The organism is Streptomyces klenkii (assembly GCF_003626645.1).
GTDB classification, from domain to species: Bacteria; Actinomycetota; Actinomycetes; order Streptomycetales; family Streptomycetaceae; genus Streptomyces; species Streptomyces klenkii.
On the sequence record NZ_RBAM01000003.1, the window covers coordinates 619,929 to 633,204 of the forward strand.

General features: G+C 73.1%; 12 protein-coding genes. 8 read left to right on the forward strand and 4 right to left on the reverse strand.

Translation table 11 applies throughout. The features are described from left to right. Positions 1-32: 32 nt before the first annotated feature. Positions 33-1,460: an MFS transporter gene (locus D7231_RS09555; RefSeq protein WP_120754498.1), complete on the forward strand. Its 1,428-nt coding sequence runs from the start codon at positions 33-35 to the stop codon at positions 1,458-1,460. Then, the gene (locus D7231_RS09560; protein WP_120754499.1) at positions 1,457-1,891 is read left to right on the forward strand and encodes a MarR family winged helix-turn-helix transcriptional regulator; all 435 of its coding nucleotides are present in this window, start codon (positions 1,457-1,459) and stop codon (positions 1,889-1,891) included. Before D7231_RS09555 ends, D7231_RS09560 begins: the two co-directional genes overlap by 4 nt. 33 nt (positions 1,892-1,924) lie before the next feature. Here D7231_RS09560 and D7231_RS09565 read toward each other — a convergent pair whose 3' ends face one another. Further along, the gene (locus tag D7231_RS09565) at positions 1,925-2,845 is read right to left on the reverse strand and encodes a helix-turn-helix transcriptional regulator (RefSeq protein ID WP_120754500.1); all 921 of its coding nucleotides are present in this window, start codon (positions 2,843-2,845) and stop codon (positions 1,925-1,927) included. Between the two features lie 101 nt (positions 2,846-2,946). Between D7231_RS09565 and D7231_RS09570 the strand changes: the two genes are divergently transcribed. The 3 genes from D7231_RS09570 to D7231_RS09580 all read left to right on the forward strand — a co-directional run bounded on the left by D7231_RS09570 (position 2,947) and on the right by D7231_RS09580 (position 6,946). Further along, positions 2,947-4,419 (forward strand): MFS transporter, encoded by a 1,473-nt coding sequence (locus D7231_RS09570; protein ID WP_199739330.1) that lies wholly within the window; start codon positions 2,947-2,949, stop codon positions 4,417-4,419. Between the two features lie 115 nt (positions 4,420-4,534). Beyond that, positions 4,535-5,539, forward strand: coding sequence for an aldo/keto reductase (locus tag D7231_RS09575; protein WP_120754502.1), 1,005 nt, complete (start codon positions 4,535-4,537; stop codon positions 5,537-5,539). 819 nt (positions 5,540-6,358) lie between these two features. Beyond that, on the forward strand, positions 6,359-6,946 hold the full coding sequence (locus D7231_RS09580) for a TetR/AcrR family transcriptional regulator (RefSeq protein ID WP_120754503.1): 588 nt from the start codon (positions 6,359-6,361) through the stop codon (positions 6,944-6,946). A gap of 10 nt (positions 6,947-6,956) precedes the next feature. Here the strand turns inward: D7231_RS09580 and D7231_RS09585 are convergent, their stop codons facing one another. From D7231_RS09585 to D7231_RS09595, 3 genes are all read right to left on the reverse strand, one after another. Further along, complete coding sequence (locus D7231_RS09585) at positions 6,957-7,601, reverse strand: response regulator transcription factor (RefSeq protein ID WP_120754504.1); 645 nt, start codon at positions 7,599-7,601, stop codon at positions 6,957-6,959. Further along, positions 7,589-8,830, reverse strand: a complete 1,242-nt coding sequence (locus D7231_RS09590; protein ID WP_120754505.1) for a sensor histidine kinase — start codon at positions 8,828-8,830, stop codon at positions 7,589-7,591. Before D7231_RS09590 ends, D7231_RS09585 begins: the two co-directional genes overlap by 13 nt. Positions 8,831-8,991: 161 nt before the next feature. Continuing rightward, entirely contained in the window at positions 8,992-10,374 is a 1,383-nt protein-coding gene (locus D7231_RS09595) for a glycine--tRNA ligase (protein WP_058044533.1), read from the reverse strand. A 165-nt stretch (positions 10,375-10,539) separates the two neighbouring features. Between D7231_RS09595 and D7231_RS09600 the strand changes: the two genes are divergently transcribed. Genes D7231_RS09600 through D7231_RS09610 form a run of 3 tightly spaced genes read left to right on the forward strand, consistent with a single transcriptional unit; the run spans position 10,540 to position 13,204 of the window. Beyond that, a complete protein-coding gene (locus D7231_RS09600; protein ID WP_422396690.1) occupies positions 10,540-11,526 on the forward strand; it encodes a metal ABC transporter substrate-binding protein in 987 nt (328 codons plus the stop codon). Positions 11,527-11,546: 20 nt separating this feature from the next. Then, positions 11,547-12,314 carry a metal ABC transporter ATP-binding protein gene (locus D7231_RS09605; RefSeq protein WP_120754629.1) on the forward strand — a complete coding sequence of 256 codons (768 nt, stop codon included), beginning with the start codon at positions 11,547-11,549 and terminating at the stop codon, positions 12,312-12,314. Next, positions 12,314-13,204: a metal ABC transporter permease gene (locus D7231_RS09610; RefSeq protein ID WP_120754507.1), complete on the forward strand. Its 891-nt coding sequence runs from the start codon at positions 12,314-12,316 to the stop codon at positions 13,202-13,204. The genes D7231_RS09605 and D7231_RS09610 overlap by 1 nt, the downstream gene beginning before the upstream one ends. The last annotated feature ends 72 nt before the right edge of the window (positions 13,205-13,276 follow it).

Sequence of the window (13,276 nt, forward strand, 5' to 3'; positions counted from 1 at the left end):
TTGTTGTGCGCCCGCACCCCAGGGGGTCCCTAGTGCCCGAGCTCTCCCGGCGCCGCCGGATGCTGATCCTCGCCATCTGCTGCACGAGCCTGCTGATGGTGAGCCTCGACAACACGATCCTCAACGTGGCGCTGCCGTCCATGCAGCGCGAGCTGCACGCCTCGGTCCCCGGCCTGCAATGGACGATCGACGCCTACACCGTCGTCATGGCCTCGCTGCTGATGCTCGCCGGCTCGACCGCCGACCGGCTGGGCCGCCGCCGCGTCTTCCAGGCCGGGCTGGTGCTCTTCACCGCCGGATCCGTGCTGTGCAGCCTCGCGCCGGGGCTCGGCTGGCTGGTCGTCTTCCGCATGGTGCAGGCCGTGGGCGGTTCGATGCTCAACCCCGTCGCCATGTCGATCATCACGAACACCTTCACCGACCCCCGCGAGCGGGCCCGCGCGATAGGCGTGTGGGGCGGCGTCGTCGGCATCAGCATGGCGGCGGGGCCGGTCATCGGCGGGGCGCTCGTCGAGACCACCGGCTGGCGGGCCATCTTCTGGATCAACCTGCCGGTGGGGCTGGCCGCGCTCGCGATGACCGCCCGGTACGTGCCCGAGTCCCGCGCGCCCCGGCCGCGCCGCCCTGACCCCGTCGGCCAGCTGCTGATGATCACGCTGCTCGGCTCGCTCACGTACGGGATCATCGAGGGCTCCGCGGCGGGCTGGGACTCGCCCCTGATCCTCGGCTGCTTCGCCGCCGCCGGCTGCGCGCTGGCCGCCTTCACCGCCTACGAGCGGCGGCGCCCCGAGCCGCTGATCGAGCCGCGGCTCTTCCGCAGCGCGCCCTTCAGCGGGGCCACGGTCGTGGCGGTGTCCGCCTTCGCGGCGCTCGGCGGCTTCCTCTTCCTCAACACGCTGTACTTGCAGAACGAGCGGGGCCTGTCCGCCCTGGACGCGGGCCTGTACATGCTGCCCATGGCCGTCATGTGCCTGGTCTTCGCGCCGCTGTCGGGCCGGCTCGTGGGGGCCCGCGGGCCGCGGCTGCCGCTGGTGCTCGCGGGGGTGGCGATGACGGCGAGCGGCCTGCTCGTGGCCCTGAGCGGCGCGGGCACCTCCGCCGGCTCCTCCGACGTGCTGCTCCTGTCCGCGTACGTCCTCTTCGGCATCGGCTTCGGGCTCGTGAACGCGCCCATCACCAACACGGCCGTCTCCGGCCTGCCCCGCTCCCGGGCCGGCGTCGCCGCCGCCGTCGCCTCGACCAGCCGGCAGGTCGGCAGCTCGCTGGGCGTCGCGGTGATCGGCGCGGCGGTCGCGGCGGGGATGCGGGAGACGGGCTGGTGGATCGTCACGGGGTGCGGCGCGGCCGTCCTCGTGGTCGGTACGATCACCACCGGCCGCTGGGCCGCCCGGACCGCCGAGCGGGCCGCGGCCCGTACCGGCCTCTCCTCCGAGCAGAGCAGGATCCCGGTGACACGATGACCGCGCACGACACACACGCCGCGACGGCCGAGCGCGCCTGGGGGCAGCTGCGGGAGATCGTCCTCGGCGGCAACGAACGCCGCAAGGAGGTCGTCGACGCGCTCGGCATGAGCTTCTTCCGCATCAAGGCCCTGCGGCGCATCGCCCGCGGCCCGCTCACCCTCCGCGAGCTCGCCGAGCAGCTGCTGACGGACCGCCCGTACGCGACGCTGGTCGTGGACGACCTGGCGGGCCGCGGCCTGGTCGAGCGCACCGCGAACCCGGCGGACCGCCGCTCGAAGATCGTCTCGGCCACCCCGGCGGGCGAGGAGCTGGCGGCCCGCGCGGAACGGATCCTGGGCTCGCCGCCGCCGGCCCTGCTGGCGCTGCCGGCGGAGGATCTGGCGGCCTTGGAACGCATCACGTCGAGGCTGGCGGGCGGGGGCTCGTAGCGCGGGCGCCCCGCCCCGGACAGGCGGAGCCGCCTAGGCCAGCCGTTCCAGCCGCTCCCGCGTCTCCTCGTCCGCCGGGGTGAGCGTGAGGAGCCGGGCGCCCGGGTGGGGGCCCATCCACAGGCTGGTGAAGTTGAGGCGGAGCTCGCCCACCGCCGGGTGCCGGTGGGCGCGGAGCCGGGGCGAGGTGATCGGGGCGACCTCGTGGCGGGCCCAGAGCATGCGGAACTCCGGAGACGTGGCGAGCAGCTTGGCCAGGAGCCGCTCCCACGGCGGCTCCCCGAGGTGTTCCGCCATCGAGGCGCGGAACCTGGCCGCCATCGCGCGGACCGTCTCCTCCCGGTCGGCGAGCGTCGCGCGGACCTCGGCGTTGGTGAACGCGAGCCACATGCAGTTCCGCTCCTCGTGCGGCAGCTTGTCGAGGTCGCACATGAGCGCGTTGTACGTGCGGTTGTAGGCGATGAGGTCGTACCGCGAGTTCTGGACGCAGGCGGGGAACGGCTCCAGCCGGTCCAGCATCATGCGCAGGTCCGCGGAGACCCCGGGGCAGTCGTTCTCCGGCACCGGGTCGGCCACGGCCGCCAGCGCGAAGAGGTGGCTGCGCTCGCTGCGGTCGAGTTGCAGGGCGTGGGCGACGGCGTCGAGGACCTGCGGCGAGACCTTGATGTCGCGGGCCTGTTCGAGCCACGTGTACCAGGTGACCCCCACCGCGGCGAGGTGCGCCACCTCCTCCCGGCGCAGGCCGGGCGTGCGCCGCCGCGGCCCGCGCGGCAGCCCCGCCTGCTCGGGCGAGACGCGCTCCCGGCGGCTGCGCAGGAACGCGGCCAGCTCCCCGCGGCGCACGTCGTCGGCGGTGGGCACGCCGGACACGGGCACGCGGGGCGCGGACGCGGGCGGGGCGGGCACGGGAAGGGCGGCGGCCGCGGCCCGCGGCTCGTGCAGCATCGTGGTCATACCTCCAGCGTGCGCGAGACCTGCGGCCTGTTCCAGGTAGTGCTGATACCAGGATAAGGACGCTCTGGTACCGGGCTGAGCGGGCCGCCATTGTCGAGTGCGTGAGCGATACCCGAACAACTCCCCCTGCCACCGAATCCGTTGCGGCGGCTCCCGCCGAGGAGGGTCCCCGCCGCCCCTCCCCCGCCCTCACCCCCCTCGGCCTGTTCACCGTGCTGACCGGCGCGGCTCTGCCGATGATCGACTTCTTCATCGTCAACGTCGCCCTGCCGGCCATCGACCACGACCTGCACGCGGGCCCGGCCCTGCTGGAGATGGTCGTGGGCGGCTACGGGGTCGCGTACGCCGTACTGCTGGTGCTCGGCGGGCGGCTGGGCGACATGGTGGGCAGGCGCCGGCTGTTTATGTGGGGCACGGCCGCGTTCGGGGTGACGTCAGTGGCGTGCGGGCTCGCGCCGGGCGCCTGGTGGCTGGTGGCCGCCCGGATCGCGCAGGGCGCGGCGTCCGCGCTGATGCTGCCGCAGGTGCTGGCGACGATCCAGGCCACGACGAGCGGGGCGGGCCGGGCCCGGGCGCTCAGCTTCTACAGCGGCACGTCCGGGGTGTCCGCCTCGGTCGGGCAGGTGCTGGGCGGGGTGCTGGTCGCCGCGAACGTGGCGGGCACCGGCTGGCGGTCGATCTTCCTGGTGAACGCGCCGGTCGCGGCGGTCGCACTGGTGCTGGCCGGCCGTGCGGTGCCCGAGACCCGCTCCGAGCGCCCGACGCGGGTGGACGGTCTGGGCACGGCGTTGCTGTCGCTGTCGCTGATCTCCCTGCTGGTGCCGCTGACGGAGGGCAGGGCGACGGGCTGGCCGGTGTGGTCGTGGGTGCTGCTGGCGGTCTTCCCGTTCGCGGCGGTGGCGTTCGCCGTCACGGAGCGGCGCCTGGAGCGGACGGGCGAGGACGGGCGGACGCCGCTGGTGCCGCCGTCGCTGCTGCGGGTGCGGTCGGTGCGTACGGGGCTGGCGGTGGTGGTGCCGTTCTCGCTGGGCTGGGGCGGCTTCATGTTCGTCCTCGCGGTGGTGCTCCAGGAGGGGCTGCGGCTGGGCCCGCTGGCGGCGGGGCTGGTGCTGGTGCCGATGTGCGTGACGTTCTTCGCGGGCTCGCTGGCCGGGCCCCGGCTGTTCAGCCGGTACGGGCGGCGGGCCGTCACGGCCGGGGCGCTGATCCAGGGCGCGGGACTGCTCGGATTGGCCGCGGCCTTCTACTGGGGCTGGGAAGGGCGGGGCATCTGGGGCCCGTGCGCGGCGATGGCCGTCCAGGGCCTGGGCCAGGGCCTGCTGCTGCCGCTGACGCTGCGGACGGTGCTGAGCGAGGTGCCGGTGGAGCAGGCGGGCGTGGGCGGCGGGGTCATGGTCACCACGCAGCAGTCGTTCATGGCGCTGGGCGTGGCCACGCTCGGGTCGCTGTTCCTGACGCTGTCGGAGTCGGTGGGGATGCGGGACGCGCTCACCGTGACGCTGGGGGTGCAGATGGTGGCGGTGGTGGCGTCGGTGCTTCTGACGTTGCGGATGCCGCGCCGTGCGAACGACTGACAGATATTGAAATCTGTCAGTCCATGTGTCACTCTGCAAGGGAGCCGCAATCCTGCTTACCCGCATAAGGGTGGATTGCTCCTGATCTATCTGCTTTCCCTCCGAAGGAGCTCCCGTGCAGCACCGCACCCTCGGCACCACCGGCCCCCGGGTCTCCGCGCTCGGCCTCGGCGCGATGGGCATGTCCGCCCTCTACGGCGAAGCCGACCGCGCCGAGTCGATCGCCACGATCCACGCCGCCCTCGACGCGGGCGTCACCCTGATCGACACCGGCGACTTCTACGGCATGGGCCACAACGAGCTCCTCATCGGCGAGGCCCTGCGCACCGCCGGTGAGGCCGCCCGTGCCAAGGCGCGCATCAGCGTCAAGTTCGGCGCCCTGCGCGACCCGGACGGCGGCTGGTCCGGCTACGACGGCCGGCCCGCCGCGGTCAAGAACTTCGCCGCGTACTCCCTGCAGCGGCTCGGCACCGACCACATCGACGTCTACCGCATCGCCCGCCTCGACCCCGGCGTGCCGGTCGAGGAGACCGTCGGCGCCATCGCCGAACTCGTCGAGGCCGGCCACGTGCGCCACGTCGGCCTCTCCGAGGTGGGCGCGGACACCCTGCGCCGGGCGGCGGCCGTCGTGCCGATCTCCGACCTCCAGATCGAGTACTCGCTGATCTCCCGCGGCATCGAGGAGCAGATCCTGCCCACCGCGCGCGAGCTGGGCATCGGCATCACCGCGTACGGGGTGCTCTCGCGCGGCCTGATCAGCGGCCACTTCGACCGGGACCGGCAGCTCGGCGCGGGCGACTTCCGCGGCATGAGCCCGCGCTTCCAGGGCGAGAACCTCCAGCGCAACCTCGACCTCGTCGACGCGCTGCGGAAGGTCGCCGAGGGGCGGGGCGCGTCCGTCGCGCAGACCGCCATCGCGTGGGTCCTCGCCCAGGGCGAGGACATCGTGCCCCTCGTCGGCGCCCGCCGCCGCGACCGCCTCACGGAGGCGCTCGGCGCGCTCGACCTGACCCTGGACGCGGCCGACCTCGCCGCGATCGAGGAAGCGGTCCCCGCGGGCGCGGCGTCCGGCGCGCGCTACCCGGACTCCCAGATGACCCACCTGGACAGCGAACGCTGAGTCCTACGGACGGTTTTGCCGGCCGCCCTGCCCGAGCCCGGTCCGGCACCGCCGGGCACCTCCGGTGGGGGTTGCGCACCGCGGCGACGGAGGGGAGAGGCCCGGCCTCTCCACGCGCCTGCCGCCAGGCGAAAGATCCCGCCGCGACGGCGATCACCCCCCCCCCCCACCGAGGCACCCGGCGGTGCCGCACAACCGCAAGCCCAGGCCCGGTCCGGCACCGCCGGAATCCACCGCGGTGGTCACGCGCCGCGGCGGCGGAAGAAGAGGCGCGGCCTCGCCGTCAGGCGAACCGAGGCACCCGGCGGTGCCGCACAACCGCAAGCCCAGGCCCGGTCCGGCACCGCCGGAATCCACCGCGGTGGTCACGCGCCGCGGCGGCGGAAGAAGAGGCGCGGCCTCGCCGCCAGGCGAAAAGATCCCGCCGCGACGGCGATCACCCCCCACCGGCGCACCCGGCGGTGCCGCACAACCGCAAGCCCAGGCCCGGTCCGGCACCGCCGGAATCCACCGCGGTGGTTGCCCGCCGCGGCGGCGGAAGGGAGAGGCCCGGCCTCTCCACGCCCCTGCCGCCAGGCAGAAGCTCCCGCCGCCACAGCGAGCAACCCCCACCGGAGGTGTCCGGCGGTGCCGCACAACCGCAAGCCCAGGCCCGGTCCGGCACCGCCGGAATCCACCGCGGTGGTAGCGCGCCGCGGCGGCGGAAAGAGCGAGCTGGCCGCAGGCCACCCCGCACCCCCGCGGAGCGGGCCCGGTACCGTCCAGTTGGGCGGTGTGCGTCACCCGCCGCCCGTTCCGACGTGAAAGGTACGAGCCCGCATGCCGCCCGAGCCGCTGACTCCCGAGCGCATCCTCGAAGCCACCGAGGACGTGCTGCGCCGCTACGGCCCCGCCAAGGCCACCGTGGTCGACGTCGCCCGCGCGCTGGGCGTCAGCCACGGCAGCGTCTACCGGCACTTCGGCAGCAAGGCCGCCCTGCGGGAGGCCGTCACGCAGCGCTGGCTGGACCTGTCGCACGCCGAGCTGTCGGCCGTCGCCGACGCGGCCGGCCCCGCCGGCCCGCGCCTGCGCGACTGGCTCGCCGCGCTGTTCGCCGCGAAGCGGCGCAAGGCGGGGGACGACCCCGAGCTGTTCGCCACGTACATGGTCCTCGTCGGCGAGAACAGCGCCACGGTCGAACGGCACATCGAGACGATGAACGGGCAGCTGGCCCGGATCGTGGAGAGCGGCGTCCGCACCGGCGAGTTCACCGGCGCCGGCACCGACCCCGCGGCCACCGCCCGCGCCCTGTGGGACGCGACCAACCGCTTCCACGACCCGGCGTACGCGGCGGACTGGTCCGCCCCGGGCATCGAGGCGGCGTTCGACGCCGTGTGCGACCTGCTGCTACGGGGCCTGCAAAGCTAGGCCGTAACCCTCAGCCCACGCCCAGGAACCGCAGCACCGCCAGCACCCGCCGGTGGTCCGCGTCCGCCTTCGGCAGGTCCAGCTTCGCCAGGATCGAGTTGATGTGCTTGGCGACCGCGCTCTCGCTCACGACCAGCGCCTGCGCGATGCCCGCGTTCGACCGCCCGGACGCCATCAGCTCCAGCACGTCCCGCTCGCGCGGCGTGAGCCGGTCGAGCGGATCGCTGTGCCGGCGCAGCAGCAGCTGCGAGACGACCTGCGGGTCGAGCGCCGTGCCGCCGCCCGCGACGCGCCGCAGCGCGTCGATGAACTCCTCCACGTCGGCGACCCGTTCCTTGAGCAGGTAGCCGACGCCGCGCGTGTCGCCGGACAGCAGGTCGGCGGCGTAGCGCTCCTCCACGTACTGGGAGAGCAGCAGCACGGCCGTGTCCGGCCACTGCTTGCGGATGACGAGCGCGGCGCGCACGCCCTCGTCGGTGAAGCCCGGCGGCATGCGTACGTCGAGGACGACCAGGCCGGGCCGGTGCTCCTCCACCGCGGCCAGCACCGCCTCCGCGTCGCCGGTCTCCGCGACCACGTCGAACCCGGCCGCCTCCAGGACCTTCACCAGGCCTATCCGGAGCAGGACGGAATCCTCGGCGATCACGGCGCGCACGGCAGCTCCACGGTGACTACGGTCGGGCCCCCGGCGGGGCTGCTGATCGAGAACGTGCCGTCGACCGACGCGACCCGCTTGGCCAGCCCCGCCAGCCCGGTGCCGCCCGTAGGATCGGCCCCGCCCACGCCGTCGTCGGTGACGACGACTAGAAGTATGCCCCCGCGCGTTTCGACGCGGACGTCGGCCCGGGTCGCCCGCGCGTGCTTGACGACGTTGGCGAGCGCCTCGGAGACGACGAAGTAGGCGACGGCCTCGACGGCGGGCGCGGGCCGGACGGGCAGGTCGGCGCGCAGCCCGACGGGCAGGGGCGTGCGTTCGGCGATGCCGGACAGCGCGGCGTCGAGGCCGCGGTCCTCCAGCACGGCCGGGTGCAGGCCGCGCACGAGGCTGCTGAGCTCGGCGATGGCCTCCTTGGCCTCGCGGTGCGCCTCGTCGATGACCTTGCGGGCGTCTTCGGGCAGGTCCTTGAGCGTCACCTTGGCCAGCCCGAGGTTGACCGCCATCGACACGAGCCGCTGCTGCGCGCCGTCGTGCAGGTCGCGTTCGATGCGGCGGCGCTCGGCGTCGGCGGCGTCCAGGACGCCGGCGCGGCTCTCGGTGACCTCTTCGACGCGCTGCTCCAGGAGTTCGGCGCGGCTGGGGCCGAGGCGGCGCGCCGCGGCGCGGGCGTCGGTGCGGGCGAGCACGCCGGACAGCCACGCGGCCGCGTACAGCCCGGCGGCCCCGGCGAGGGTGACGTACGCGGCCTGCGTGGTGTACCCGATGTTCGCGAGGCGCACCTCGGGCGGCAGCGCCCAGATCCAGACGTAGACCGTCGCCGCGACGCCGGCCGCCGCCCACAGCAGCAGCGTGACCGCTCCGCCGAGCGCCAGCAGCGGCCCCACCAGCAGGTGGTAGCGCACCTGGCGCCAGGTGGATTCCGCGCGCAGCCGGCGCACCACGCTCCCGGCGGGCGCCGGTGCCGCGATCTCCACCCCGAGCCGGTTGCGGAAGCGCGCCCGCTGCACGGCGCTCAGCACGGGCGCGGCCGCCGCGAGCACGGCGAGAGGCACGGCCACTGCCGCCAGCACGCTCAGCACCTCGTCGGGCCCGCCGGGCAGCCACGGGACGGCCACGACGAGCAGCGCGGCGAGCTGGACGAGCACGCCGACGGCGATGCATGCGACGGAACGGCCGACGCCGTCGAAGGGGCGGAGCAGGGGGCGCGCAAGGGCGAGGAGTGGCATGTCCCGAACGGTAGACGCGCAGGTCAGAGAGATCGATGGCGCTGGCGCCCGGGGGCGGGGTGCAACCAGTGCCACCCTGCGGGCCGACGCCGTCGTAACGGCCGAAGGCCCCGGCCCCCGCCGAGCGGGGAACCGGGGCCTTCAGCCGTTACGGCGAAACGTCAGCAGCCGAGCAGACGCGAGCCCAGGTAGCCCTCGATCTGGTCGAGGGACACGCGCTCCTGCTTCATCGTGTCGCGCTCGCGCACCGTCACCGCGTTGTCCTCGAGCGTGTCGAAGTCGACCGTGACGCAGAACGGCGTGCCGATCTCGTCCTGGCGGCGGTAGCGGCGGCCGATCGCGCCCGCGTCGTCGAACTCGATGTTCCAGTTCTTGCGCAGGTCCGTCGCGAGACCCTTGGCCTTCGGGGAGAGCTGCGGGTTGCGGGACAGCGGCAGGACGGCGACCTTGACCGGGGCCAGGCGCGGGTCGAGGCGCATGACGACGCGCTTCTCCATGACGCCCTTGGCGTTGGGGGCCTCGTCCTCGTTGTACGCGTCGAGCATGAAGGCGAGCATGGCGCGGTTCAGGCCGGCCGCCGGCTCGATGACGTACGGGAACCAGCGCTCGCCGGCCTCCTGGTCGAAGAAGGTCAGGTCCTGGCCGGAGGCCTGGGAGTGGGCCTTCAGGTCGTAGTCCGTGCGGTTGGCGATGCCTTCCAGCTCGGAGAACTCGGTGCCGCCGAAGTTGAAGCGGTACTCGATGTCAGTGGTGCGCTTGGAGTAGTGGGAGAGCTTCTCCGCGGCGTGCTCGTACCACCGCATGTTCTCCTCGCGCATGCCGAGGCCGGTGTACCAGCTCCAGCGCTGCTCCATCCAGTACTCGTGCCAGGTCTCGTCCTCGCCCGGCTTGACGAAGAACTCCATCTCCATCTGCTCGAACTCGCGGGTGCGGAAGATGAAGTTGCCCGGCGTGATCTCGTTGCGGAAGGACTTGCCGGTCTGGGCGATGCCGAACGGCGGCTTCTTCCGCGAGGTCTGCTGGACCTGGGCGAAGTTGGTGAAGATGCCCTGCGCGGTCTCGGGGCGCAGGTAGCTGACCGAACCCGAGTCCTGGGTCGGGCCCAGGTGGGTGGAGAGCAGGCCGGAGAACAGCTTGGGCTCGGTGAAGGCGCCCTTGGTGCCGCAGTGCGCGCAGTTGAGGTCGGCGAGGCCGTTCTCGGGCAGCTTGCCGTGCTTGGCCTCGTACGCCTCCTCAAGGTGGTCCGCGCGGTAGCGCTTGTGGCAGGAGGTGCACTCGGTCAGCGGGTCCGTGAAGGTCGCGACGTGGCCGGACGCCTCCCAGACCTCGCGGGCGAGGATCACCGACGAGTCGAGGCCGACGACGTCGTCGCGCGAGGTGACCATGGAGCGCCACCACTGGCGCTTGATGTTCTCCTTGAGCTCCACACCGAGCGGACCGTAGTCCCAGGCGGCACGCTGTCCGCCATAGATCTCACTGCACGGATAGACGAAGCCACGGCGCTTGCTCAGGCTGACGATGGTGTCGATCTTGTCGGCGGCCACGGTGCTCTCTTCATTGCGACGACGAACAGCGAATGATTCAGGTTACCGGCGCTGCACCCCCTCTCATCAAATCGGCTCTGGCCTTGGCTTGACCGCGCCCCTCCGCGGCCCGCCCCTGACCTCCCTTGTTGACAATCGTTTCCATTTTTGTTGAAAATGAGTGTCATGAACGTCAGCCGTCCCCTCCGTGCCCGCGCCCCCCGAATACGCACCGCCGCCGTCGCCGCGGCCGCCGCACTGGGGCTGCTCGGCCTCTCCGCCTGCTCCTCCTCGGACGGGGCGGGAAAGGCCGCCGACGGCAAGCTCGCCGTGGTGGCGTCGTTCTACCCGATGCAGTACCTCGCCGAGCAGATCGGCGGCGACCACGTCCACGTGACCAACCTGACCAAGCCCGGCGTCGAGCCCCACGACCTGGAGCTCAAGCCCCGGCAGATCGGCTCCCTCGCCGACGCGGGCGCGATCGTCTACCTCAAGGGCATCCAGCCCGCCGTCGACGAGGCGATCAAGCAGTCCAAGAACGAGCACGTCGTGGACGTGGCCTCCCTCACCGCGCTGGAGCAGCACGGCACCGAGGTCGACGGCCACCACCACACCACGGGCGACAACCACTCGCACTCCGAGCACGAGGGCGGCGCCGACCCCCACATCTGGCTCGATCCCGTGAAGTACGCCGAGGCCGCCAAGGGCGTCGCCAAGACCCTCTCGGAGGCGGACCCGGACCACAAGGGCGACTATGAGAAGAACGCCGGCGCCCTGGTGAAGAGGCTCGGCGGGCTCGACGCGAAGTTCAGGGACGGGCTGAAGAACCGCGCCTCGGACACCTTCATCACGACCCACGCGGCCTTCGGCTACCTCGCCGAGCGCTACGGCCTCACCGAGGAGTCCATCAGCGGCCTCGACCCCGAGTCCGAGCCCAGCGCCGCCCGCATCAAGGACCTGCACGCGCTCGCCGAGGAGCACCACGTCTCGACGATCTTCTTCGAGACGCTCGCCAACCCCGCGACCGCGAAGACGCTGGCCAAGGACCTGAAGCTGAAGACCGACGTCCTGGACCCCATCGAGGGCATCACGGACGACTCCAGGGGCCACGACTACGTCGAGGTCATGGAAGCCAACCTGGCCGCCCTGCAGAAGGCGCTCGGCACCAAGTGAGCGCCCCGGAGGAGATCACCATGGAGCAGCCCGTCATATCCCTGCGGGGCGCCGGCGCGAGCCTCGGCGGCCGCCCCGTGCTGCGCGGCGTGGACCTGGCCGTGCACGGCGGCGAGGTCGTCGCCCTGCTCGGCGCCAACGGCTCCGGCAAGTCCACCGCCGTGCGCAGCATCGTCGGCCAGGTGCCGCTCACCGGCGGCGAGCTGGAGCTCTTCGGCACCCCGCAGCGCCGCTTCCGCGACTGGGCCCGCGTCGGCTACGTCCCGCAGCGCACCACCGCCGCCGGCGGCGTGCCCGCGACCGTCCGCGAGGTCGTCTCTTCGGGGCGGCTGGCCCGCACCCGGTTCGGGATGATGCGCAGGGCCGACAAGGAGGCGGTCATACGCGCCCTGGAGCTCGTCGGCATGGCGGACCGGCTCGGCGACCCGGTGGACGCGCTCTCGGGCGGCCAGCACCAGCGGGTGCTCATCGCCCGCGCCCTGGCCGGCGAACCCGAACTGCTGATCATGGACGAGCCGATGGCCGGCGTGGACCTCGCGAGCCAGGAAGTGCTCGCCGACGCCCTGCGCGCCCAGGTCGCCCGCGGCGCCACCGTCCTGCTCGTGCTGCACGAGCTCGGCCCGCTGGAGCCGCTCATCGACCGGGCGGTCGTCCTGCGCGACGGCTGCGTCGTCCACGACGGGCCCCCGCCCGAGGCCGTGGGCCAGCACGCGCTCCCCGGCCACGACCACGTACACCCGCACGCCGGACCCGCGGCGGAACCGATTCGGACAGGGCTGCTGACCTGATGGACATCCTCGACCTCGCCTTCATGCAGCGGGCGCTGCTCGCGGCGCTCCTCGTCGGCGTCACCGCGCCCGCCATCGGCACCTACCTCGTCCAGCGCCGCCAGGCCCTCATGGGCGACGGCCTCGGGCACGTGGCCCTCACCGGCGTCGGCCTGGGCTTCCTGCTGAACGCCAGCCCCGTGTGGATGGCCACGGCCGTGTGCATCGCGGGCGCCGTCGTCATGGAGCTGATCCGCTGGTACGGGCGGACGCGCGGCGACATCGCCCTCGCCATGCTCTTCTACGGCGGCATGGCCGGCGGCGTGATGCTGATGAACCTCTCCGACAGCGGCTCCAGCGCCAACCTGAGCAGCTACCTCTTCGGGTCGATCGCCACGGTCTCGGAGGAGGACCTCGTAGCGATCTGCGTCCTGGCCGCCTTTGTGATCCTCACCACGGTCGGGCTGCGCCGCCAGCTCTTCGCCATCTGCCAGGACGAGGAGTTCGCGCGCGTCACCGGCCTGCCGGTGCGGATGCTGAACCTGCTCGTGGCCGTCACCGCCGCCGTCACCGTCACCGTCGCCATGCGCGTCGTCGGCCTGCTGCTCGTCAGCGCCCTGATGGTGATCCCGGTGGCCGCCTCGCAGCAGATCGCCCGCAGCTTCAAGGCGACCTTCGCCCTGGCGGTCGGCATCGGCGTCACCGTGACGCTGTCCGGCACCGCCACGTCCTACTACGCCGACGTGCCGTCCGGCGCGACCATCGTGCTCATCGCCATCGGCCTGTTCGGCCTCCTCACGGCGCTCGCCACACCCCTGGCGAAGCGGCGGGCGGGGAAGGCGGCCGCCGCGGCGGAGTGCACCCTGGACGCGCCCGGGGAGCGCACGACGGCGGACGACGTCAAGGTCTGACGCCCGTCCGCGCTTTCCCACCGGCTCCCGCGGACTGGCACAATTGCCGTGCGACATGTGCGGATGGGTGTT